The organism is Streptomyces chrestomyceticus JCM 4735 (assembly GCF_003865135.1).
GTDB lineage: Bacteria > Actinomycetota > Actinomycetes > Streptomycetales > Streptomycetaceae > Streptomyces > Streptomyces chrestomyceticus.
Window position 1 is genome coordinate 4,189,624 of sequence record NZ_BHZC01000001.1, and the last position, 22,940, is coordinate 4,212,563.

General features: G+C 67.8%; 17 protein-coding genes and 3 rRNA genes. 13 read left to right on the forward strand and 7 right to left on the reverse strand.

Annotated features, from left to right (window positions below; all coding sequences use genetic code 11):
* Positions 1-103 precede the first annotated feature (103 nt).
* Positions 104-1,693, forward strand: a complete 1,590-nt coding sequence (locus EJG53_RS17705) for an FAD-binding oxidoreductase (RefSeq protein ID WP_125045676.1) — start codon at positions 104-106, stop codon at positions 1,691-1,693.
* Between the two features lie 128 nt (positions 1,694-1,821).
* On the opposite strand, the gene EJG53_RS17710 is transcribed toward EJG53_RS17705, so the two are convergent.
* The 3 genes from EJG53_RS17710 to EJG53_RS17720 form a co-directional block, all read right to left on the reverse strand.
* Positions 1,822-2,520 (reverse strand): phosphatase PAP2 family protein, encoded by a 699-nt coding sequence (locus tag EJG53_RS17710; RefSeq protein WP_125045677.1) that lies wholly within the window; start codon positions 2,518-2,520, stop codon positions 1,822-1,824.
* Positions 2,521-2,729: 209 nt separating this feature from the next.
* Positions 2,730-3,734, reverse strand: coding sequence for a bifunctional lytic transglycosylase/C40 family peptidase (locus EJG53_RS17715; RefSeq protein ID WP_031005020.1), 1,005 nt, complete (start codon positions 3,732-3,734; stop codon positions 2,730-2,732).
* 136 nt (positions 3,735-3,870) lie between these two features.
* Positions 3,871-4,302, reverse strand: a complete 432-nt coding sequence (locus EJG53_RS17720; protein ID WP_125045678.1) for an ATP-binding protein — start codon at positions 4,300-4,302, stop codon at positions 3,871-3,873.
* 200 nt (positions 4,303-4,502) lie between these two features.
* On the opposite strand from EJG53_RS17720, the gene EJG53_RS17725 reads away from it, so the two are divergent.
* The 10 genes from EJG53_RS17725 to EJG53_RS17770 all read left to right on the forward strand — a co-directional run bounded on the left by EJG53_RS17725 (position 4,503) and on the right by EJG53_RS17770 (position 14,262).
* Entirely contained in the window at positions 4,503-5,390 is an 888-nt protein-coding gene (locus EJG53_RS17725) for a helix-turn-helix domain-containing protein (RefSeq protein WP_125045679.1), read from the forward strand.
* 9 nt (positions 5,391-5,399) lie between these two features.
* The gene (locus EJG53_RS17730; RefSeq protein WP_125045680.1) at positions 5,400-5,603 is read left to right on the forward strand and encodes a DUF397 domain-containing protein; all 204 of its coding nucleotides are present in this window, start codon (positions 5,400-5,402) and stop codon (positions 5,601-5,603) included.
* Between the two features lie 13 nt (positions 5,604-5,616).
* The gene (locus tag EJG53_RS17735) at positions 5,617-5,835 is read left to right on the forward strand and encodes a DUF397 domain-containing protein (RefSeq protein ID WP_125045681.1); all 219 of its coding nucleotides are present in this window, start codon (positions 5,617-5,619) and stop codon (positions 5,833-5,835) included.
* An 83-nt stretch (positions 5,836-5,918) separates the two neighbouring features.
* Positions 5,919-6,140, forward strand: coding sequence for a DUF397 domain-containing protein (locus EJG53_RS17740; protein ID WP_125045682.1), 222 nt, complete (start codon positions 5,919-5,921; stop codon positions 6,138-6,140).
* A gap of 240 nt (positions 6,141-6,380) precedes the next feature.
* A complete protein-coding gene (locus EJG53_RS17745; RefSeq protein ID WP_125049422.1) occupies positions 6,381-6,689 on the forward strand; it encodes a hypothetical protein in 309 nt (102 codons plus the stop codon).
* 604 nt (positions 6,690-7,293) lie between these two features.
* Complete coding sequence (locus EJG53_RS17750) at positions 7,294-8,142, forward strand: hypothetical protein (protein WP_031013041.1); 849 nt, start codon at positions 7,294-7,296, stop codon at positions 8,140-8,142.
* Positions 8,132-9,517, forward strand: coding sequence for a hypothetical protein (locus EJG53_RS17755; RefSeq protein ID WP_125045683.1), 1,386 nt, complete (start codon positions 8,132-8,134; stop codon positions 9,515-9,517). Before EJG53_RS17750 ends, EJG53_RS17755 begins: the two co-directional genes overlap by 11 nt.
* Positions 9,514-11,076, forward strand: a complete 1,563-nt coding sequence (locus EJG53_RS17760) for an SCO6880 family protein (RefSeq protein ID WP_125045684.1) — start codon at positions 9,514-9,516, stop codon at positions 11,074-11,076. The genes EJG53_RS17755 and EJG53_RS17760 overlap by 4 nt, the downstream gene beginning before the upstream one ends.
* 22 nt (positions 11,077-11,098) lie before the next feature.
* Complete coding sequence (locus EJG53_RS17765; protein WP_031013048.1) at positions 11,099-12,529, forward strand: ATP-binding protein; 1,431 nt, start codon at positions 11,099-11,101, stop codon at positions 12,527-12,529.
* On the forward strand, positions 12,526-14,262 hold the full coding sequence (locus EJG53_RS17770) for a type IV secretory system conjugative DNA transfer family protein (RefSeq protein ID WP_371858699.1): 1,737 nt from the start codon (positions 12,526-12,528) through the stop codon (positions 14,260-14,262). Before EJG53_RS17765 ends, EJG53_RS17770 begins: the two co-directional genes overlap by 4 nt.
* A 30-nt stretch (positions 14,263-14,292) precedes the next feature.
* Here EJG53_RS17770 and EJG53_RS17775 read toward each other — a convergent pair whose 3' ends face one another.
* The gene (locus EJG53_RS17775) at positions 14,293-14,835 is read right to left on the reverse strand and encodes a GNAT family N-acetyltransferase (protein ID WP_125045685.1); all 543 of its coding nucleotides are present in this window, start codon (positions 14,833-14,835) and stop codon (positions 14,293-14,295) included.
* 117 nt (positions 14,836-14,952) lie between these two features.
* Here EJG53_RS17775 and EJG53_RS17780 point away from each other — a divergent pair, with 117 nt between their 5' ends.
* Positions 14,953-15,750 carry a DUF6796 family protein gene (locus EJG53_RS17780; RefSeq protein WP_125045686.1) on the forward strand — a complete coding sequence of 266 codons (798 nt, stop codon included), beginning with the start codon at positions 14,953-14,955 and terminating at the stop codon, positions 15,748-15,750.
* Positions 15,751-15,822: 72 nt separating this feature from the next.
* Here EJG53_RS17780 and rrf read toward each other — a convergent pair.
* The 3 genes from rrf to EJG53_RS17795 all read right to left on the reverse strand — a co-directional run bounded on the left by rrf (position 15,823) and on the right by EJG53_RS17795 (position 20,966).
* Positions 15,823-15,939, reverse strand: a 5S ribosomal RNA gene (rrf, locus tag EJG53_RS17785).
* Between the two features lie 75 nt (positions 15,940-16,014).
* Positions 16,015-19,135, reverse strand: a 23S ribosomal RNA gene (locus tag EJG53_RS17790).
* Between the two features lie 302 nt (positions 19,136-19,437).
* A 16S ribosomal RNA gene (locus EJG53_RS17795) occupies positions 19,438-20,966 on the reverse strand.
* Together the 16S, 23S and 5S rRNA genes form the textbook arrangement of a ribosomal RNA operon.
* A gap of 945 nt (positions 20,967-21,911) precedes the next feature.
* Between EJG53_RS17795 and trpS the strand changes: the two genes are divergently transcribed.
* The gene (trpS, locus tag EJG53_RS17800) at positions 21,912-22,916 is read left to right on the forward strand and encodes a tryptophan--tRNA ligase (RefSeq protein WP_125045687.1); all 1,005 of its coding nucleotides are present in this window, start codon (positions 21,912-21,914) and stop codon (positions 22,914-22,916) included.
* Positions 22,917-22,940 lie beyond the last annotated feature (24 nt).

Consider the following 22,940-nt stretch of genomic DNA (forward strand, 5'->3'; position numbering starts at 1 on the left):
TCAGCACGCCCCTGGAACCTCCCCGGGCCCCCGCCTCATCTGGGTAGGGGGAAGCATCCACGGCGCGCGGACCCGCAGAGGGTTCCAAAAGGGGCAGTTCACAATGAAGCGGCGCACGATACTGGCAGCCGGCGGCGGACTCGCGGCGGCGACCGCCGGCTTTACCACCGCCTGCAGCACCGAAACCGGCCACGCGAACGCCCCCGGCGGCGCCGCGTCCGGCGGCGTCGGCCTCAACACCAGCTCGCAGGCGGGCCGGCCCCCGGCCGCCAAGGCATCGTGGGACGCACTGCGCAAAAGCCTCGACGGCAAGCTGATACGCGCCGGCGAAGCCTCGTACGACGCCGCCCGCCGCCTCTACAACACCCGTTATGACAACCTGAAGCCCGCGGCCGTCGCCTACGTCCGCCACCCGGCCGACATAGCCGAGTGCCTGTCCTTCGCCCGCCGCTACAACGCCCCCGTCGCGATACGCAACGGGGGTCACTCGTATGCCGGTTGGTCCAGCGGCAACGGCAAGCTGATCATCGACGTCTCCGCGCTGAACTCGGTCTCCGCGCCCTCCGGCGGCATCACCCGCATCGGCGCCGGCGCCAAGCTCATCGAGGTCTACGAGGGCCTCGGCAAGCACAACGTCACGATCCCCGGCGGCTCCTGCCCGTCCGTCGGCATATCCGGCCTGACCCTCGGCGGCGGCCACGGCGTCGCGTCCCGCGCCTACGGCCTGACCTGCGACAGCCTCGTCGGCGCCACCGTCGTCACCGCCGACGGCAAGACCGTCGAGTGCGACGCCAAGCGCAACAGCGACCTCTTCTGGGCGCTGCGCGGCGCCGGGAACGGCAACTTCGGCGTGGTCACCGAACTGCGCTTCCGCACCCACGTGGCCCCCCGCTCGGTCATGGCCTACATGACCTGGCCCTGGGCCAAGGCCACCGCCCTGCTGCGCTCCTGGCAGGAGTGGGGCCCCACCCAGCCCGACGAGATCTGGTCGTCCCTGCACCTGGACGCGCACCCCGGCGGCACCCCGACCGTCTCCGTCGCCGCCTTCTCCCTCGGCTCCTACGGCGACCTCCAGAACGCCGTCGACAAGCTGGCCGACCGCGCGGGCGGCCCCGGGCCCGCGAAGTCCGTACGTCTGACGCCCACCTCGTACCTCGACGCGATGGAGTCCTACGCGGGCTGCTCCACCAAGTCCACCGAGCAGTGCCACCTGCCGGGCGCCCTCCCCGGCCGCAGCGCCACCGGCAAGCTCGCCCGCGAGACGTACGCGGCCCGCTCCGACTTCTACGACCGCTCGCTGGACGCGGCCGGCATCCGCGCCCTGCTCGGCCAGATCGAGGCCGCGAGCCGCAAGGGCGTCGGCGGCAACGCGTCGCTGACCGCGCTGGGCGGCGCGATCAACCGGGTCCGCCCCACCGACACCGCCTTCGTGCACCGCCGCTCGCGCTTCCTCGCGCAGTACCTCGCGTCCTGGAAGGCGGGCGGCACCGGCGCCGCGCAGAGCTCCTGGCTGGACGGCATCCACGGCGCGATGCGGCGCTACGCCTCGGGCGCCGCCTACCAGAACTACACGGACGCGGCCCTGACCGACTGGAAGAAGGCGTACTACGGCCCGGCGGTCGGCCGCCTCACCGAGCTGAAGCGGCAGTACGACCCGAACGGGCTGTTCAGGACGTTCCCGCAGGCCCTGTGACGGCGCGTCCGCCCCGTCGGCGGGGGTGACGGCACCTCCGCCCCCCATACGCCGAGGGAGGACCGGGCTGTCGGCCCCGGTCCTCCCTCGGCGTCCGTTCTTCGGCGTCCGTTCCGCGTCGTCCCCGGCTACGCCGCCAGGTCCTCGTCCCGCTCCTCGCGCGCCACCGGCGGTACGGCCGTCACCGGCTCGGCGACCGCGCGGGGCGCCGGGCCGCCGGCCCGGACGAGCCACCAGGCGGGCGAGCGCCCCACGGCCGTCGCCACCGGGATCAGCATCGCCTGCGCCACCGGCGCCAGCAGCAGCGCCACCGCCGTACCGAGCGCGAAGCCGCCGATGACGTCCGTCGGGTAGTGCACTCCCATGTAGACCCGGCAGAAGCCCTCCAGCAGCGCCAGGCCGATGCCGATCAGCCCGTACACGCGGTGCGCGATGAACAGCCCCACGCCGACCGCCATGGTCAGCGTCGCGTGGTCACTCACGAACGAAAAATCCGTCTTGCCGGGAATGAGTACTTCCAGTCCGGCGTGGACCCGGAACGGCCGGGGCCGCTCCACCACCGCCCGGATCGGAATGTTGGCCAGCAGCGCCACCCCGGCGGCCAGCGGCGCCCAGACCAGGCCCGCCACCGCGCCCGGCGCGTCCGGCCGCCGGCGCGCACCCCACCAGGCGATCAGGCACAGCACGGCGAGCGCGGCGATGAGGCCGTACTCCCCCACGAACTTCGTGGCGCGGTTGAGCCACTCCGGCGCGTCCTTCGCGAGGCTGTTGATGCCGTCGAGCACGTCCACATCGGGGTTCGACCCGTCCATTGCGAGTCCAGCCATCTGCCGCGGCCCCTTACCTTTCGCGCGCGCGAGCGCCGTGTGAGTGCTGCCAACCCCCGTGGTCGTCGGGCGTGGCCGGATTTCCACGGCCTCGCCATGTCTCCATGCCCAGGAAACGCGATGGGCAGCCGAGCCGTTCCAGCTTCCACCGGATGATCACCAGGACGTTATCGAAGAGAGACTGATGTCCGCAGTTCAGGGCCCCATGTTCACGCAGCGTTCGGCCGGGGCAGCGCTTTCGCGCCATCTTCGGTGACACGGGTCGCACCGATGTAGTCCGGTGTGTCGATCTTGTCGAACCGGATCACCGCGCCCGTGTACGGAGCATTGATCATGTAGCCGCCGCCCACATAGATCCCCACGTGGTGGATGGACCGCGGATCGTTCAGATCGTGTGCGAAGAACACCAGGTCCCCGGGGAGCAGCTCGTCCCGCTTCGGGTGCGGCCCGGCGTTCCACTGGTCGTTCGCCACCCGGGGCAGCTCGATGTCCACCGAGTGGTATGCCGCCTTCGTCAGCCCCGAGCAGTCGAACCGCCCGTCCTGGTCCGGCGTACCGTTCCCGCCCCACAGGTACGGCTTGCCGAGCTGCTCCTGCGCGAAGGTGATCGCGGCGGCCGCCTGCCGGGACGCCGGGACCCGCCCCACCGGTGCCTCGAAACTCTTGGCGAGGGTCGTGATGATCTTCACGTAGTTCTGCGTCTCGCTGATCGCCGGCACCCCGCCGGCCTTGATCACCCGGTAGGCGCCCGCGTTGTACGCCGCCAGCATGTTGTGCGCCGGGTCGCCGGGCACGTCCTTCACGTACTTCGCCAGCTCGCAGTCGTACGACGCCGCCGACGGGATCGCGTCCGCCGGGTCCCACACGTCCCGCCGGCCGTCCCCGTTGCCGTCGATGCCGTGCGAAGCCCAGGTACCGGGGATGAACTGGGCGATACCCTGCGCCGCCGCCGGGCTCTGCGCCCTCGGGTTCCAGCCGCTCTCCTGGTAGAGCTGGGCGGCCAGCAGCGCCGGGTTGATGGCGGGACACAGATTGCCCCACTTCTGCACCAGCGGCTGGTACGACGCCGGCACCGCGCCCTTCGCCAGCCCCACCGCCCGGCCCGCGCCGCCCGCCAGGCCCGCGGCGGCCGTGTACGTGCCCACCACGAGCAGCGCGAGGAAGCAGAGCACCAGCCCGACCCCGACCCCACCGGCCACCCAGTATTTGCGCACCCCTCAACCCTCCCCCAAACGGGCGCGTTTCACCGCCGTTTTCGTCATGTACCTCACCACACCCGGCTGTACGGGCCGCTTCCCGCGCTCCCGGCAGTCCGCCCCGGGCGCGCGGCCCTGCCCCGCTCCCGCCCCTTCACTCCCCCAACTCGAACCAGACCGACTTCCCGCCGCCCGGCCCGTGCCGGCACACCCCCCAGTCGTCGGCACAGGCCCCCACCAGGTACAGCCCGCGCCCGCCCGTCGCACCGTGCCCGCACCACCGCCGCTCCGGCAGCCCCGGCGCCCCGTCGTGCACCAGCACCCGCAACATGCCCGGCCCCGGCCACTCCCCGTACAGCGTCACCGGCTCCGAACAGCCACCGCTGCGGCAGGCATTGACCGCGTTCGTCACCACCTCGGACGTCAGCAGCAGCGCGGTGTCGGCCAGCCCGCCCCGCCCGGCGGTCCGCACCGCCGTACGCACCGCGTCCCTGGCCGTACGCACCCACCCCGGATCCGGCGGAAAGACGAGCGAGAAGTCACCGGCCGTGAGCGGCCGGCACGCGGCCTCGGTGCTGGGACACATGACGTGGCCTCCTGGGGTCACCGGGCCCGGGCCGCGCGGGGCGCACGGGGGTGGGCCTGTGCCGTCGAAGCTAAGGACGAGGTTGAGGTAGTTGCAACCGAGACCCCGGAATCTCCCTCGGACGAGTGGCAGCCCGCCCCAACCGTGGCCCGCCGCCGCGAGATCGCGCCAAACTGCGCCCGGACCCCGAGGAGGAACCCATGGCCCCCAGAAGCCAGCCCACCGAGCGCCAACGCCGCCTCGGCGCCGAGCTGCGCAAACTCCGCCTCGCCGCGGGCCTCTCCGGCGACCGGGCCGCCGCCCTGATCGACGCCGACCGCCAGCGCATGAGCCACATCGAAAGCGGCCGCGTCGACGTCCCGCGCAACGGCCTCTACCACCTCCTGCGCTCCTACGGCTGCCCGGAGGGCCCTCTGTTCGAGGCGCTGATGGCGATGGCGCAGGACCGGGGGAAGGGGTGGTGGGACGCGTACCGGGACGTGATGGACAGGCGCGCCTTGGATCTGGCGGAACTGGAAGCACGCTCCACCGCCATCCGTATGCACGAACCCTCCGTCGTGCCGGGCATGCTGCAGACCGCCGATTACGCCCGCGCGATGTGCGTCATGGCGGAGGGAACCGACCGGAACGAGGCGATCGACCGCTACGTCGACTTCCGTATCGCCCGCCAGCACATCATCGGGCCGGGGACCGGGACGCCGTACCACGCGGTGATCCACGAAGGCGCGCTGCGCACGCTGATCGGCAGCGCGGACATCATGCGCAGGCAATTGCGCCGGCTGATCGAGGTCGCGCGCCTGCCGCACGTGACCATCCAGGTGTTTCCCTTCACCGCAGGCGGCTTCGCCGCGTACAGCCGCCTGTTCTCCCTGTTCAGCGGGGCGGCGCCGGAACTCGACACGGTTCGGCTGGAGCAGCCGCTCGGCCCGGTCCTGCTCCACGACAAGCAGTACGTCGACAAGTACTCCGGGATCTTCACCAAGCTGTCCGAACTCGCTCTGCCGCGTGTTGACCCGGAGACAAAGCCCGAGTCTCATGAGGGCCGGGACTCCCTGACTCTGATCCACCACCTTGTGTACACGTTGTAAGGAACCACCATGTCGCAGCTCGTCTGGCGCAAGTCTTCGTACAGTGCGCACCCCCAGGACGACTGCGTGGAGGTGGCCGCGAACCCGAACGGACCGATCCTCTACCGGGAGAGCGACCGACCAGGGGAAATCGCCCGCGCCAGGCCGCACACCTGGTCCGCTTTCCTCGACTGCGTGAAGGCCGGCTCGTACGACAGCGTCAACACCCACTAGCCCGGAGCGACCGATGCACCGAATCGCGCGCACATGGCAGAAGTCGTCGTACAGCACCCACGGCAACGACGACTGCGTAGAGGTGGCCGCGAGCGCGAACGGGCCGGTGCTCTACCGGGAGAGCGACCGGCCAGGGGTGGTCGCCCGTGTGAGTGCCCACACCTGGGCCGCGTTCCTCCGGGACGTCAAGGCGGGCAGCGGACGCCCGGAGCGGCACGTGCCCGTCCCCTGACCGACCCTGACGGGCCGTAAAGTCCTCCGCGTACGAGTGAGTGCACGAGGCCACCGCCCACTGCGGGCCCGACGGAGGAACCGATGCCGACCACCCCCACTCCCCCCGAGAACCTCACCTGGCAGAAAGCCACGGACGACGAGAGCGCGCCCGAGTACATCGAGGTCGCCTTCGGGGCCGACGGCAACGTCTACCTGCGGACGAACACCGAGCCGGACAACGTCGTGGTCACCACGCGCGTCAAGTGGGACGCCTTCGTCCTGGGTGTGAAGGCGGGCGAGTTCGACCACTTCGTGGGGCTCTGAGCGGCGCCCGTTCCGGCGCGGCATTCGAACATTGCCCGGTGTGATCGACCGTGGTACACACGGTGACACCGGCAGGTCCCCAGGCGAAGCGCGCCCCCGTACGCACGTAATCCCCACGGGATCCGTCAAAGAAAGCCGCCAAGTCGACATCTGGTGGCGGTTTTGTCAGCGAAGATAGATGCTGGCCCGTACCGTATGGCGCGGGTACGCAACAACCCATAAGGGGCGGTGAGTTCATTCATGCACTTGGCGGCCGAAAAGGGCGACATCACCACCATCATTGGCGGAATCGCCCCGGACTGGGGCCCGTTCGGGACACTGGGCAACGAAGCGCGCGTCATGGTCGAGGTGGTCATGGCAGTAGCGATTCTGCTCTGCCTCGGCATCGCGATCTGGGGCGCGGCCAAACAGCGCATCGGCGCCACCGCGCTGCGCGACACGTTCAGCGCCGAACAGGGCAAGGGCCTCATCGTGGCCGGCCTGACCGGTGTCTTCATCATCGGGTCGCTCGGCACGCTCTTCACGATCGTGTACGGAATGGCCGTGTAGCCGGGGCGGCCGCGGCGGTACTCCGGGGCGGCCCGGCCGACCCCGTACAGGCCGATGAGTCGCCGGGCCGCACGGCGCACCGGCAGACCGAAGGGCCTTCCGGGTCGGCCACAACCGCCCCCGTAGCGTCACCGCCCCCTCCCACCACCCCGGCTCCCCTCGCCCACGCCCCCGCACGCCCCCGGCGCAGCGCACCACGGACCGCCTCCTTCCGTACGCCCCGCCGGCCGCCCGCACCACAGCCCCTGCTCATCTCCCCCACCACCGGCCACACCCCACCGCCGAGAGCACCCGCCGATGCCCGCTCATTCCGCCCCGAACCGTTCCGCTTTGCGCCACTCCGGCGCGCAACGGTCCGATTGGGCCGCGTACCGGGCGGGGACACAAGGGCTTGGCGGGGACCAAGCGGCGGCCGCGGCCCACGGGGTGGCCGCACATGCCGCAAAGTCCCCCATTCGCCTCTTCCGCCCGACACCTGAGGTTCCGTCACGGTGAGATCTACTCGTACCACTGCGCCCGAGCCGCTGCCCGCGCGGCTACGGTCATATACGGGCGGCAAAAGGACAGCAGTGACGGCCAGGTCGGTTGAGGGGGCACAGGCACGATGAGTCTCAGCGATGGCGGTGGATACGGCGGTGGCGAGCCGGGCGGCCCGGATACGGGCGGCCAGACCCGCACCAGACTCCCCGACGGCGGCGGCGACCCGTACGGGGGCGGCCGCCGCACCCGTACGGGCTCCTCCAGCCGGAACCTGATCACGATCGTCGGCGTGGTGGTCCTCCTGATCGCCGCCATCGCCTTCGCGAACCGGGGCGGGGACGGGCAGAGCGCGGGCGACGGCGGCGCGAAGGAGGCGGACGCCCGCTCCACCGCGCCGACCGGCACCAAGCCGGTGGAGGGCAAGAACGGCGGCATCGCGTCGGGCTTCGCGAAGACGGAGCAGGGGGCGCAGTCGGCGGCGGCGAATTACGCGGTGGCGCTCAACAGCGACGGCATGTACGCGAAGGACCGGCGGCGGACGATAGTCACCACGGTGTACGCGCCGGACGTGGCGGCAGCCCGCGAGAGCGCCCTCGACCAGGCGTACGGCAACCCGAAGTTCCTCGGCCGGATCGGGCTCAAGCCCGACGGCCGGGCTCCCGACGGCTCGACGTTCGTCTCCCGGGCCAACCCGGTCGGCACCAAGGTCGAGAAGTTCTCGGGCACCGCGGCCAAGGTCTCGGTCTGGTATTCGGCCCTCTTCGGGATCGCCGGGGCCGATTCCAAGAACCCGGTCGCGGAGGGCTGGTACACGAACACCTTCGACCTGAAGTGGATCGACGGGGACTGGAAGATCACCGACTTCACGCAGAAGGACGGCCCGGCTCCGGTCGGCCGGGACCAGACCGCGTCGTCGGCCGAGGAGATGTCCAAGGCTGTGCAAGGCTTCGGAGGGTTCACGTATGCCCGCTAACCATCGTCGTCGCGCTCTCTCCCTCGCCGCATTGGTGACGGGCGTCCAGACGGCTGTCCTCCTCCTGGCGTCCCGCGCCTTCGCGGAGCCGAGTCCCACCCCCACGCCCACCGCGACGCCTACGGGCAGCGGCAGCCCCTCGGCGAGCCCCTCGCCGAGCAACGACGCCTGCGACCTCATCCGCGGCCTCGCCAGGGATTACTGCCAAGAAGGCGACAAAGCCAACACCACCCCCAAATCCCCCGGCGGCCTCACCGACAACAACCCCCTCGACCCCCTCACCTCCCTCGCCAAGGGCTGTGCCGACGCCGCCGCCTGGATCGTCAACAAGCTGTCCGACGCCGTGAAGGCGACCTCGCAGGTCGACTTCACCAACGCGGCCTTCCTGAAGCAGTACGCCGTCGTCTTCGCCGCCTCGACCGTGCTGACGCTGGTGCTGTGGCTGCTGGCCGTCGCCAAGCGCGCCGTACGCGGCGTGCGGCTGACGGAGGCGATCAGCGAGGCGATCGGGTTCCTGTGGCTGACCGTACTCGCCTCCGCGTTCACGCCGCTGATCCTGTACACCGTGGTCTCCGCGACGGACGGCGTCACCGAGATCATCGCGAAGGGGACGGGCGCGCAGACCGACACCTTCTTCGGGGCGTTCGCGGGGGCGCTGAAGAAGGACACGGACATCGGCGGCGGTCCGATCATGCTGATCGTGGTCTCGCTGGTCTCGGTGCTGGCGGCCGGCGTGCTCTGGCTGGAGCTCGTGATCCGGGCAGCCCTGCTGTACGTGGGCGCGCTGCTCGGCACGGTCGTCTACGCGGGCCTGGTCGACAAGAACATGTGGGGACATGTCCGGCGCTGGGCGGGCATCATGATTGCCGTGATCATGGTGAAACCCGTCATCGTCATCGTCCTGGGCATCGCCGGCGCGCTCACCACCGGCGACGGCCCGAACGCCATCTCGGCCGTGGTCTCCGGCCTCGCGATCATCCTGCTGGCCATCTTCGCCAGCGCCGTGATCTACCGTTTCGTGCCCGGTTTCGGCGACGAGATGGTCTCGGCCCGTACGAACAAGAAGCAGGCCACCGAGGGCTCGCAGGCCGCCGCCGTGATCTCCTCGCCCGCCGCGCTGGTGTCCCAGGGCATCAAGACGCACAGTTCCCGCAGGTCCGGCGGGGGCGGCCAGGACCAGGGCGGCGGCGGCCAGGCCCGGCCCGCCGACGCGGTCTCCGGCGGCGTGTCCGCCCACGGCAGCCGCGGCGGCTCCGGTGGCCGCGTCCCGGCCCCCGCCTCGCCCGCCCCCCGCTCCCGTCCGTCCCCCGGTTCCGGTTCCGGCTCCACCGGCAACGCCCGCTCCGGCAAGTCTTCAGGAGGTGACGGGCGTTGACGACCCAGTCCCACCCGATCGCGCCCCGCCGCACGTACCTGATCGGCCGCGCCCGCCCGAACGCGATCGTCGGCAAGAACCGCGAGACCGGCGAGATCGCCCTGATCATCGCGGGCGCGTTCCTCGGCATGGTGTGCGGCCTGCTGGTGCCGGTGCTGTCGCTGCGGATCGCGACCCTGACCGGTTTCCCGCTGCTGGCGATCGCCGCGGTCTACTTCCCGTACCGCGGCCGTACGTTCTACAAGTGGTTCGAGATCAACCGCAGCTACCGCCGTACGGTCCGCCGGGGCACGACGTACCGCTCCGGCACCGCCGAGGCCGGGACCCGCCTGGACGGCCGCGAGGTGGAGATCGGCCCGCCGCCCGGCATCGGCCGTATCAACTGGCTGACCGCCCCGTTCGGCCCGGACGAGATCGCCGTGCTGCTGCACGCCGACCGCCGCACCGTCACGGCCGCCATCGAGATCGAGGGCCCGGGCGTCGGCCTGCGCGACAGCGAGGACCAGGAGGCCCTCGTCGAGCGGTTCGGCACGCTGCTCAAGCACGTCGCCAACGGGGACGGCTTCGTCACCCGCCTCCAGATGCTGGCCCGTACGCTCCCCGCCGACCCCGACGCGCACGCCAAGGACGTCGCCCAGCGCGGCAACCCCGACTCCCCCGCCTGGCTCCAGGAGTCGTACGACCAGCTCCAGTCCATGGTCTCCACCTCCTCCGAGCAGCACCGCGCCTACCTGGTCGCCTGCATGCACTACACCCGCGAACTGGCCGCCGAGGCGCACACCATGGCGCGCGCCGCGCACCTGCACAACGGCGGCCTGATCCGCAAGAAGCTGGACCGGGACGCGGGCCTGGCCGTCGTCATGGCGCGCGAACTGACCGACATCTGCGCGCGGCTGGCCGAGGCCGACATCCGCGTACGCCAGCCGCTCGGGCAGAGCCGGCTGTCGTCCCTGGTCCACTCCATGTACGACCCGGACCACCCCATCGACCACATCCAGGCGATGAGCCAGCGCAACGCCTGGCCGGCCGAGCTGGACGCGATGGAGCCGACGTACCTCCAGGCCAAGACCCGCGAGTCGGCCACCCGCGCGCCGTGGTGCCACGCCACGGCCTGGGTCAAGGAGTGGCCGCTTACCCCGGTCGGCGTCAACTTCCTGGCACCGTTGCTGGTGCACACTCCCGATGTCATCCGTACGGTGGCGGTCTGCATGGACCTGGAGCCCACCGAGATCGCGATCGAGCGGATGCTGACGGAGAAGACCAACGACGACGCGGAGGCCAGCCGGGCCGCCAAGATGAACCGGGTGGTCGACCCGCGCGACGTGGCCCACCACGGCCGCGTCGACCAGCGCGGCGAGGACCTGGCCTCGGGCGCCGCGGGCGTCAACCTGGTCGGCTACATCACCGTCTCCTCCCGCTCCCCGGAGGCGCTGGCCCGCGACAAGCGCACCATCCGCGCCTCGGCGGGCAAGAGTTACCTCAAACTGGAGTGGTGCGACCGGGAACACCACCGCGCCTTTGTGAACACGCTGCCGTTCGCGACCGGGATCCGCCGCTAAGCCGCTGGGAGGCGCGTACGTCATGGCCATGCTCGATCCGCTCGCAGCGCTCACCGAGGCGTTCACCAGCTTCCTGTTCGGGAAGGTGGAGACGACACGGCTTCCCGTACGGACCTCCACCGGCCAGGCCCAGGCCGTCTACCTGCCGACCGCCGCACCGGGCCTGGGCGACTCCGGCGTGATCATCGGCCGCGAGGTCTACAGCGGCAAGGGCTACATCTACGACCCCTTCCAGCTCTACGGCCAGCAGCTCCCGGCCCCGCACTGGCTCGTCCTCGGCGAGTCCGGCAACGGCAAGTCGGCGCTGGAGAAGACGTACGTCCTGCGCCAGTTGCGCTTCCGCGACCGGCAGGTCGTCGTCCTGGACGCACAGGGCGAGGACGGCGTCGGCGAGTGGAACCTGATCGCCGAACAGCTCGGCATCACCCCCATCCGCCTGGACCCCACCGCCGCCCTCAACGGCGGCATCCGCCTCAACCCCCTCGACCCGTCGATCACCACCACCGGCCAGCTCGCCCTGCTCCGCACGATCATCGAGGTCGCCATGGGCCGCGGCCTGGACGAGCGCGCCGGCTTCGCGCTCAAGGTGGCCCATGCGTACGTCAACGAGACGATCACCAACCGGCAGCCCGTACTGACCGACATCGTCGAGCAGCTTCGCCACCCCGAGGAGGAGTCGGCGGACGCCATGAACGTCGACATAGACGACGTACGGGCCTGGGGCCTGGACGTGGCGCTGGTGCTCGACCGGCTGGTCGACGGCGACCTGCGCGGCATGTTCGACGGCCCCACCACCGCCGGCATCGACCTCGACGCGCCGCTGATCGTCTTCGACCTCTCGCACATCGACCGCAACTCGATCGCGATGCCGATCCTGATGGCGATCGTCGGCGTCTGGCTGGAGCACACCTGGATCCGGCCCGACCGGAAGAAACGGATCTTCCTGGTCGAGGAAGCCTGGCACATCATCAACTCCCCCTTCGTCGCCCAGCTCTTCCAGCGGCTGCTGAAGTTCGGCCGCCGCCTCGGCCTGTCCTTCGTCGCCGTCGTCCACCACCTCAGCGACGTGGTGGACGGCGCCGCCGCCAAGGAAGCCGCCGCGATCCTGAAGATGGCCTCCACCCGCACGATCTACGCCCAGAAGACCGACGAGGCCCGGGCCACCGGCGCTGTCCTGGGCCTGCCCCGCTGGGCCGTCGAGATCATCCCGACGCTCACCCCCGGCATCGCGGTGTGGGACGTCAACGGCAACGTCCAGGTCGTCAAACACCTGATCACCGAGGCGGAACGGCCGCTGGTCTACACCGACCGGGCGATGACCGAAAGCTCCGCGACGATGACGGAGGAAGCGCTCGCGATCGGGCGGGCGGCGGACGCGGAGGCCGAGGCACGGGCCGAAGCGCTGGCGATGCAGCGGCAGTTCCGGGACGAGTCGAGCGAGACGGTGGCGTGACGCGGGGATACGGGGATGGACGCGGGCGCGGGTACGGGCACGGTGGTGCGGGCCCGCAGGGTGGCCCGGGAGGCGCAGGGGGCCCGGGTGGCCCGGGTGGCGGGCGGGGGCGCGGTGTCCCCGACTCCCTCCTGATCGGCGTCCTCGCCTTCCTCCTCGGCCTCACCGTCCTGGCCTGGACGGCGACCGGCCTGGCCGGACTCTTCACACACGGCGCCTGGCCGGACGGCGTGACCTTCACCAGTACGCCGCTTGCCCTGCGCAGCCTCATAGGGGCCCCGCACGACCTGGCCGCCGCCTGGCCCGGCACCCCGGCCGCACAGCTCTCCGGGTACGGGCTGTTCTGGGGCATCCTCATCAGCGAGCTGCTGATCCTGGTCGTCCTGACGGTCTTCGCCCTGGGGACGATCGCCCGCTACCGGGCTGTGCGGGCCAATCGGCGCGCGGCGGGGAAGACGGCTGGGTGGGAAGGGGCTGCTGGGGCGGGTGGAGCCGCTGGGGTGGGCGAAGCTACCGGGGCCGCCGGGGCCGCCGAAGCCGCCGCGCAGAGCGGACCGGCATCAACGGACGGCCGGCACACGGCCGCCCCTCCCCCGGCGCCTACGCCCACCGCAGCACCGTCCCTCACGGCCCCCGCAACGCCACTACCGGCCGCGGAGACTGCCGCACCACCGGCCTCGGCATCCGCAGCGCCGACGGCTACGGGAGCGCCGACGGCTTCGGGAGCGCCCGTAACGGCCGTCCCGATCCCCGCACCGGTCCCGGCCCCGGGCCCGGCCCCGGCAGACACCCCAGTTACCCCCACCCCGGCCGTCCACTACGGCACCGACCGCCGCCAGGCCGGCGCCCTCGCGGCAGCCGCCGTCGCAGCCGCCGAAGGCCCCCTCGTCGTGGCCACCACCGACCCCGCCCTCTGGGCCGACACCAAGGACGGCCGCGCCAAACTGGGCCCGCTGCTGACCTACGACCCGCAGCACCTCCTGGACACCCCGGCCCGGGTGCGCTGGTCGCCGACGTCCGGCTGCGAGGACATCGCCACCGCCGCGGCCCGCGCGACCGCGCTCGTAGCCCCCGTACGCCCGCCCAGCACCCTCGACTCCGCGGTGGCCGACGCCGCGACGACCCTGCTGCGCTGCTGGCTGCACGCCGCCGCCGTGGACGGACGGCCCTTCCGCCAACTGCACCGCTGGGCCCACACCAAGGGCGCCGCGCACGAGCCCGTACGCATCCTGCGCACGAACCAGAAGGCGTCGGCGGGCCAGGCGGGCGAGCTGGAGTCCGTACTGACCGCACACGCGGAACGCCGCGAGATGGCGCAGGAGTTGGTCTCCCGCACCCTCGCGTCGCTGGCCTCCATCCACATCCGGGACGCCTGCAATCCGGCGCGAACCGATGCCCTCCTTCTCGAATCTTTCATCGACGAAGGGGGAACGCTCTACGTGGTAGGGGAATCCATCGAGGATCCGCGAACCACTCCGGGTGCGATGCCGCTGCTCGTCGCACTCCTCTCCAACGTGGTCGAGCGCGGCCGCCGCATGGCCGAACGGTCATCCGCCGGTCGGCTCGACCCACCACTCACCCTCGTCCTGGACGACATCGCGGCGCTGGCGCCGTTCCCCGCCCTCCCCAGCCTCCTCGAAACCGGCCGCGCCCAAGGGCTGTTGACGCTGGCCACGATGCGCTCCCAGGAACAGGCCCGCGCCCGCTGGCCGCACACCCCGCTCCCGGCCTGACCGGCGGCCGACCTGCTGACCGGCGGCCGGCTACGCGCGCTCCAGCGCCATCTCGTACTCGACAGCGGCCTCGTCCTTGGGATCGGCCATCGTCCGGCCGGTCTCGACGAAGCCCAGTGACCGGTAGAGGGCCGCCGCGCGATCGTTCTCCTGGTGCACCCAGAGCCGCACCCGCTCCACCGCCGGCCCGGACCGGGTCCACGCCCACTCCACGGCCGCCGCGAACAGGTCACGCACCAACCCCGTACCTCGGTGCTCCGGACGTACGTAGACCCCGACGATGTGCGCCCACGGCGCCTCGCCGCCCCGCTCGTCCGCGCCCTCCTGCTCGACCAGCACGACGACCATCCCGCCCCAACTGCCGTCCGGCGCCTCGCCGATGAACGTCAGCGGGTCCCGGTCCTCGTCGCTCCGCGCCGCCCGCCGCTGCCACACCTCGTCCGGGTACGCCGCGACCTTCTCGAAGGGCTCGTTGAAGGCGATGCGCGCCACCGGATCGGAGAGCGCCGCCAGCCGGAGTTCCCTGAGCCGCTTCCACTCGTCCGCCTTGACCGGCCTGATCAGATACCCCATCGGCCCAGCATCCCAGCCGCCCGCCCCTCTGGCCACAGGTAATTCTCCCGCCCCACCCCGCACTTGCTAGTTAGGCTAGCCTCACCTAACTATTACGCTGTCCACGGAGGCATCACCATGCCCCAAGCCATGCCCCTCTCCGACTCCAACTCCAGCTCTGACCCGGCGCCCACGTCCACGTCCGCACCCGCGCCCCTCGCCCTCCATCCCCACACCCTTCGCGCCCTCCGCCTGGCCGGCATCGCCGGAATCCTGACCTCCGTGGCCTGGCTCGTCGGCGACATCCTCCTGCTCGGCAAGCCCATGGGATCGCCGGACCAGTACCCGATCCTGCATTCCTACGACGGCATGGCCCGCGACTCCCTGGCCGCGATGCTGCCCGCCTCCACCACCCGACTGGCCTGGGGAGCCTTGCTCGGCGTCCTCACCGGGCCGCTCTACCTCTACGCCTGCCGCCACTTCCGCCACGCTCTTGTCCCACAACCCCGCCGGCTCGCCCTGCCGCCTTTCCTCCTCCTGACGGCCGGCTACGCGCTCGCGCCCTTCGCCCACGGGTCGTTCTTCTACTGGGGCCAGGCCGCGAAGGCGGTGCACGAGTCCGGCGCCGACTCCGCCGCACTGACCACTCTTCCGGGCGACCTCGCCACGGTGCTCTTCATCCCGTACGCGGTACTTCTGATCCTCTGGGCCGTCGGCTCCGTCTGGCTGGCCGTCCTCGTCCTCCGCGGCGGTACGGCCTTCCCCCGCTGGATGTGCGTCGCGAACCCGCTGGTCTGCACCCTCATCGGCACTCTCGTCACCAAGCTCTGGCCCGGTGCCGTGGGTACGGCCCTCCAAGGAGCTGCCCTGAGCGTCGCCAACCTGCTGCTCTTCTCCCTCACCACCGCGGTCTTCTGGAGAAGGAAGGCCGGCTGACGCATATTGTCCGGGAACGCAAAAAAGCTCTGGTCCCTGAACCAGAGGTTCAGGGACCAGAGCTGAAAAATTGTTCGGCGGCGTCCTACTCTCCCACAGGGTCCCCCCTGCAGTACCATCGGCGCTGAAAGGCTTAGCTTCCGGGTTCGAAATGTAACCGGGCGTTTCCCTAACGCTATGACCACCGAAACACTATGAAGATAACAACCCTGCCGGCAAGGCGAGTTCGTTACTTCAGAACTAACACAGTGGACGCGAGCAACTGAGGACAAGCCCTCGGCCTATTAGTACCAGTCAACTCCACCCGTTACCAGGCTTCCATATCTGGCCTATCAACCCAGTCGTCTACTGGGAGCCTTACCCTCTCAAGGAGGAGGGAGCCCTCATCTCGAAGCAGGCTTCCCGCTTAGATGCTTTCAGCGGTTATCCTTTCCGAACGTAGCCAACCAGCCATGCCCTTGGCAGGACAACTGGCACACCAGAGGTTCGTCCGTCCCGGTCCTCTCGTACTAGGGACAGCCCTTCTCAAGACTCCTACGCGCACAGCGGATAGGGACCGAACTGTCTCACGACGTTCTAAACCCAGCTCGCGTACCGCTTTAATGGGCGAACAGCCCAACCCTTGGGACCGACTCCAGCCCCAGGATGCGACGAGCCGACATCGAGGTGCCAAACCATCCCGTCGATATGGACTCTTGGGGAAGATCAGCCTGTTATCCCCGGGGTACCTTTTATCCGTTGAGCGACGGCGCTTCCACAAGCCACCGCCGGATCACTAGTCCCTACTTTCGTACCTGCTCGACCCGTCAGTCTCACAGTCAAGCTCCCTTGTGCACTTACACTCAACACCTGATTGCCAACCAGGCTGAGGGAACCTTTGGGCGCCTCCGTTACTCTTTAGGAGGCAACCGCCCCAGTTAAACTACCCACCAGACACTGTCCCTGATCCGGATCACGGACCCAGGTTAGACATCCAGCACGACCAGAGTGGTATTTCAACAACGACTCCCCCGCCACTGGCGTGACGAGTTCACAGTCTCCCACCTATCCTACACAAGCCGAACCGAACACCAATATCAAGCTATAGTAAAGGTCCCGGGGTCTTTCCGTCCTGCTGTGCGAAACGAGCATCTTTACTCGTAGTGCAATTTCACCGGGCCTATGGTTGAGACAGTCGAGAAGTCGTTACGCCATTCGTGCAGGTCGGAACTTACCCGACAAGGAATTTCGCTACCTTAGGATGGTTATAGTTACCACCGCCGTTTACTGGCGCTTAAGTTCTCAGCTTCGCCCTGTCGAAACAGAGCTAACCGGTCCCCTTAACGTTCCAGCACCGGGCAGGCGTCAGTCCGTATACATCGCCTTACGGCTTCGCACGGACCTGTGTTTTTAGTAAACAGTCGCTTCTCGCTGGTCTCTGCGGCCACCACCAGCTCAGAGTGCAAGACTCATCACCAGCAATGGCCCCCCTTCTCCCGAAGTTACGGGGGCATTTTGCCGAGTTCCTTAACCATAGTTCACCCGAACGCCTCGGTATTCTCTACCTGACCACCTGAGTCGGTTTAGGGTACGGGCCGCCATGAAACTCGCTAGAGGCTTTTCTCGACAGCATAGGATCATCCACTTCACCACAATCGGCTCGGCATCAGGTCTCACCCTCCATGTCATCCGGATTTGCCTAGATGACGGGCTACACCCTTACCCCGGGACAACCACCGCCCGGGCTGGACTACCTTCCTGCGTCACCCCATCACTCACCTACTACAAGTCTGGATCATCGGCTCCACCACTCCCCTACGCTCCGAAGAGCTCAGGGCGGCTTCACGGACTTAGCATCGCCTGATTCGATGTTTGGCGCTTCAAAGCGGGTACCGGAATATCAACCGGTTGTCCATCGACTACGCCTGTCGGCCTCGCCTTAGGTCCCGACTTACCCTGGGCAGATCAGCTTGACCCAGGAACCCTTAGTCAATCGGCGCACACGTTTCCCACGTGTGTATCGCTACTCATGCCTGCATTCTCACTCGTGAACCGTCCACAACTACCTTCCGGTGCTGCTTCACCCGGCACACGACGCTCCCCTACCCATCACAGCAACCGTTAGGTCTCATGCTGCAATGACACGACTTCGGCGGTGTGCTTGAGCCCCGCTACATTGTCGGCGCGGAATCACTTGACCAGTGAGCTATTACGCACTCTTTCAAGGATGGCTGCTTCTAAGCCAACCTCCTGGTTGTCTCTGCGACTCCACATCCTTTCCCACTTAGCACACGCTTAGGGGCCTTAGTCGATGCTCTGGGCTGTTTCCCTCTCGACCATGGAGCTTATCCCCCACAGTCTCACTGCCGCGCTCTCACTTACCGGCATTCGGAGTTTGGCTAAGGTCAGTAACCCGGTAGGGCCCATCGCCTATCCAGTGCTCTACCTCCGGCAAGAAACACACGACGCTGCACCTAAATGCATTTCGGGGAGAACCAGCTATCACGGAGTTTGATTGGCCTTTCACCCCTAACCACAGGTCATCCCCCAGGTTTTCAACCCTGGTGGGTTCGGTCCTCCACGAAGTCTTACCTCCGCTTCAACCTGCCCATGGCTAGATCACTCCGCTTCGGGTCTTGGGCACGCTACTCAACGCCCTCTTCGGACTCGCTTTCGCTACGGCTTCCCCACACGGGTTAACCTCGCAACATACCGCAAACTCGCAGGCTCATTCTTCAAAAGGCACGCAGTCACGACTATGCAGCAAGCTGCATAGCGACGCTCCCACGGCTTGTAGGCACACGGTTTCAGGTACTATTTCACTCCGCTCCCGCGGTACTTTTCACCATTCCCTCACGGTACTATCCGCTATCGGTCACCAGGGAATATTTAGGCTTAGCGGGTGGTCCCGCCAGATTCACACGGGATTTCACGGGCCCCGTGCTACTTGGGTGTCTCTTAAACGAGCCGCTGATGTTTCAGCTACGGGGGTCTTACCCTCTACGCCGGACCTTTCGCATGTCCTTCGCCTACATCAACGGTTTCTGACTCGTCCCACAGCCGGCAGACTGCAGAAAAGAGATCCCACAACCCCGCACTGGCAACCCCTGCCGGGTATCACACCAATACGGTTTGGCCTCATCCAGTTTCGCTCGCCACTACTCCCGGAATCACGGTTGTTTTCTCTTCCTGCGGGTACTGAGATGTTTCACTTCCCCGCGTTCCCTCCACATACCCTATGTGTTCAGGTATGGGTGACAGCCCATGACGACTGCCGGGTTTCCCCATTCGGACACCCCCGGATCAAAGCTCGGTTGACAGCTCCCCGGGGCCTATCGTGGCCTCCCACGTCCTTCATCGGTTCCTGGTGCCAAGGCATCCACCGTGCGCCCTTAAAAACTTGGCCACAGATGCTCGCGTCCACTGTGCAGTTCTCAAGCAACGACCAGCCACCCACCACCCAGCCCTGACGGACCGGTTCACTGGGGCCGGCGTTTGAAGGTACAGACTCTCAGTCCGTGCCCTCAGACACCCAACAGCGTGCCCGACACCCTCGCCCCCCTGACACGTTCCACGCCGAAGCAGTACTAGTAACCAGTGAGTCAAGTGTGCCGAGTAGTCAACGTTCCACCCATGAGCAAACCACCGCAGAACATTCGCCTGCGTAGTGGCTCTGGACAACCTTGCGGCTGCCTAGAAGCTCCTTAGAAAGGAGGTGATCCAGCCGCACCTTCCGGTACGGCTACCTTGTTACGACTTCGTCCCAATCGCCAGTCCCACCTTCGACGATTCCCTCCCACAAGGGGTTGGGCCACCGGCTTCGGGTGTTACCGACTTTCGTGACGTGACGGGCGGTGTGTACAAGGCCCGGGAACGTATTCACCGCAGCAATGCTGATCTGCGATTACTAGCGACTCCGACTTCATGGGGTCGAGTTGCAGACCCCAATCCGAACTGAGACCGGCTTTTTGAGATTCGCTCCACCTCGCGGTATCGCAGCTCATTGTACCGGCCATTGTAGCACGTGTGCAGCCCAAGACATAAGGGGCATGATGACTTGACGTCGTCCCCACCTTCCTCCGAGTTGACCCCGGCAGTCTCCTGTGAGTCCCCATCACCCCGAAGGGCATGCTGGCAACACAGAACAAGGGTTGCGCTCGTTGCGGGACTTAACCCAACATCTCACGACACGAGCTGACGACAGCCATGCACCACCTGTACACCGACCACAAGGGGGACCCTGTCTCCAGGGTTTTCCGGTGTATGTCAAGCCTTGGTAAGGTTCTTCGCGTTGCGTCGAATTAAGCCACATGCTCCGCCGCTTGTGCGGGCCCCCGTCAATTCCTTTGAGTTTTAGCCTTGCGGCCGTACTCCCCAGGCGGGGAACTTAATGCGTTAGCTGCGGCACGGACGACGTGGAATGTCGCCCACACCTAGTTCCCAACGTTTACGGCGTGGACTACCAGGGTATCTAATCCTGTTCGCTCCCCACGCTTTCGCTCCTCAGCGTCAGTATCGGCCCAGAGATCCGCCTTCGCCACCGGTGTTCCTCCTGATATCTGCGCATTTCACCGCTACACCAGGAATTCCGATCTCCCCTACCGAACTCTAGCCTGCCCGTATCGAATGCAGACCCGGGGTTAAGCCCCGGGCTTTCACATCCGACGTGACAAGCCGCCTACGAGCTCTTTACGCCCAATAATTCCGGACAACGCTTGCGCCCTACGTATTACCGCGGCTGCTGGCACGTAGTTAGCCGGCGCTTCTTCTGCAGGTACCGTCACTTGCGCTTCTTCCCTGCTGAAAGAGGTTTACAACCCGAAGGCCGTCATCCCTCACGCGGCGTCGCTGCATCAGGCTTTCGCCCATTGTGCAATATTCCCCACTGCTGCCTCCCGTAGGAGTCTGGGCCGTGTCTCAGTCCCAGTGTGGCCGGTCGCCCTCTCAGGCCGGCTACCCGTCGTCGCCTTGGTAGGCCATTACCCCACCAACAAGCTGATAGGCCGCGGGCTCATCCTGCACCGCCGGAGCTTTCCACACGGAGATCATGCGATCCCGTGTCGTATCCGGTATTAGACCCCGTTTCCAGGGCTTGTCCCAGAGTGCAGGGCAGATTGCCCACGTGTTACTCACCCGTTCGCCACTAATCCCCTCCCGAAGGAGGTTCATCGTTCGACTTGCATGTGTTAAGCACGCCGCCAGCGTTCGTCCTGAGCCAGGATCAAACTCTCCGTGAATGTTTCCGGGTTATCCCGGTAACACACACGAGAGCGGAACAGGAAGCGGAATAGGCTTCCCGTTCACAGCGTCCTCGCTGTGTGTGCCACCCGCACCGCGTGGATGCTGGTGGGCTTTTCAAAGGAACCTCATCCTCCGGCTGCTGCCGGTGGACGGGGTATCAACATATCTGGCGTTGACTTTTGGCACGCTGTTGAGTTCTCAAGGAACGGACGCTTCCTTTGTGCCTGTTTCACCAGGCTCTCCGGGCGCTTCCCTTCGGTCTTGCGTTTCCGACTCTATCAGATCCTCGCGGTCCTGATTTCCGCCGGTGCGTTTCGGCCTTTCGGCTTCTTCGCGGTTCCAACCTTACCAGATCCGTTCGGCGTTTCCGCTTTCCGTTTCCGGCCCCTGTTGGAGCGGGGTGACCGTCCGGCTTTCGCTTTTCGGTCTTTCCGACTCTATCAGATCCGCTTTTCGTTCCGGGCTTCCGGTGAAGGAAGCTGGTCGGTTCGAATGTGAATCCGATTCCCCGTCGGAGGGGGTTGTTCGCGCCTTCCGGCGTGATCACTACTTTAGTGCCTTTTCCCGGTGACGCATAATCGAGTCACTGGTCGGAATTTCGGCATGCGAAATTCTTCCCGTGTGGGAGTCGTGCAGTAGTGGTTGTGCCGCCATCTGGCGTGAGGGGCTGCCGTGGAGACCTGTCGGCTCCGTGGCAACTCGGAGAACACTACACGAGGGGTTGGGGCGCTTCAAACCCGTGCCAGGAGACGGATCCGGGCGTACCGTGGTCCCCATGACGACGCGTGCACTCGTACAGCAGTGGTGGCCCGCCTGACGGCGGCCACCCCCCAGTGCATGCAGACAACGGCCGCCGGACCCGGCGGCCGTTTCGCGTATCTCCTCGCAGCCGGCCGGTGGGCGCGGCGGTCCCGGGACCAGTAGTTCGGGAGACGAGAGAGATGACGCGGACACGGATCTTCAGTGGTGTGAAGCCGACGGGGCATCTGACCCTGGGGAACTACCTCGGCGCGCTGCGCGGGTGGGCGGACGAGGACCAGCACCGGGCGGACGCGCTGTTCTGCGTGGTGGACCTGCACGCGCTGACCGTGGAACACGATCCGGCGCGGGTGCGAAGGCTCAGTCGGCAGGCTGCCACGCTGCTGCTGGCGGTGGGGCTCGATCCGCGGCTCTGCACGGTGTTCGTGCAGAGCCATGTCGACGAGCACACGCGGCTGGCGTACCTGATGGAGTGCACGGCGTCCGACGGCGAGATGCGGCGCATGATCCAGTACAAGGAGAAGGCCGAGCGGGAGCGGGTCCGGGGCGGGAGTGTGCGGCTGTCGCTGCTGACGTATCCGGCTCTGATGGCCGCCGACATCCTCGCGTACGGGACCGGCGAAGTGCCGGTGGGTGAGGACCAGGCGCAGCACGTGGAGCTGACGCGGGACCTGGCGGTGCGGTTCAACCAGCGGTACGGGCAGACGTTCGTGGTGCCGAAGGCCACGGTGCCGAAGGTGGCCGCGCGGGTGATGGATCTCCAGGAGCCGACGTCGAAGATGGGGAAGTCGCATGCCCGCACCTCGGGCATCGTCTATCTGCTCGACGAGCCGGACGTGGTGCGCAAGAAGGTGATGCGGGCCGTCACGGACACCGGGTCGGACGTCGTGTACGACCGGGCCGAGCGGCCCGGGGTGGCCAACCTGCTGGACATCCTGGCCGCGTGCGGGGCGGGTGAGCCCGCGGAGCTGGCGGGTGAGTACGACTCGTACGGCGCGCTGAAGAAGGACACGGCGGAGGCGGTGGTGGAACTGCTGCGGCCGGTGCGGGAGCGGCACGCGGAGCTGGTGAAGGACCCGGAGTACGTGGACTCCGTCCTGCGGGACGGGGCCGAGCGGGCCCGAGCCATCGCGCGGCCGCGGGTGGATGCGGCGTATCGGGCGGTGGGGTTGATGCCGGCGGTGTGAGAGGGGGGTGGGGTGGCCACCGGC

Coding starts and splice junctions, on each gene's coding strand:
- EJG53_RS17735 (WP_125045681.1), top strand. CDS start 5,617: ATGCACCGAATCGCGCGCACATGGCAGAAGTCGTCGTACAGCACCCAC.
- EJG53_RS17710 (WP_125045677.1), bottom strand. CDS start 2,520: ATGGCTGGACTCGCAATGGACGGGTCGAACCCCGATGTGGACGTGCTC.
- EJG53_RS17730 (WP_125045680.1), top strand. CDS start 5,400: ATGTCGCAGCTCGTCTGGCGCAAGTCTTCGTACAGTGCGCACCCCCAG.
- EJG53_RS17775 (WP_125045685.1), bottom strand. CDS start 14,835: ATGGGGTATCTGATCAGGCCGGTCAAGGCGGACGAGTGGAAGCGGCTC.
- EJG53_RS17765 (WP_031013048.1), top strand. CDS start 11,099: ATGGCCATGCTCGATCCGCTCGCAGCGCTCACCGAGGCGTTCACCAGC.
- EJG53_RS17740 (WP_125045682.1), top strand. CDS start 5,919: ATGCCGACCACCCCCACTCCCCCCGAGAACCTCACCTGGCAGAAAGCC.
- EJG53_RS17750 (WP_031013041.1), top strand. CDS start 7,294: ATGAGTCTCAGCGATGGCGGTGGATACGGCGGTGGCGAGCCGGGCGGC.
- EJG53_RS17705 (WP_125045676.1), top strand. CDS start 104: ATGAAGCGGCGCACGATACTGGCAGCCGGCGGCGGACTCGCGGCGGCG.
- EJG53_RS17720 (WP_125045678.1), bottom strand. CDS start 4,302: ATGTGTCCCAGCACCGAGGCCGCGTGCCGGCCGCTCACGGCCGGTGAC.
- EJG53_RS17780 (WP_125045686.1), top strand. CDS start 14,953: ATGCCCCAAGCCATGCCCCTCTCCGACTCCAACTCCAGCTCTGACCCG.
- EJG53_RS17745 (WP_125049422.1), top strand. CDS start 6,381: ATGCACTTGGCGGCCGAAAAGGGCGACATCACCACCATCATTGGCGGA.
- trpS (WP_125045687.1), top strand. CDS start 21,912: ATGACGCGGACACGGATCTTCAGTGGTGTGAAGCCGACGGGGCATCTG.
- EJG53_RS17755 (WP_125045683.1), top strand. CDS start 8,132: ATGCCCGCTAACCATCGTCGTCGCGCTCTCTCCCTCGCCGCATTGGTG.
- EJG53_RS17725 (WP_125045679.1), top strand. CDS start 4,503: ATGGCCCCCAGAAGCCAGCCCACCGAGCGCCAACGCCGCCTCGGCGCC.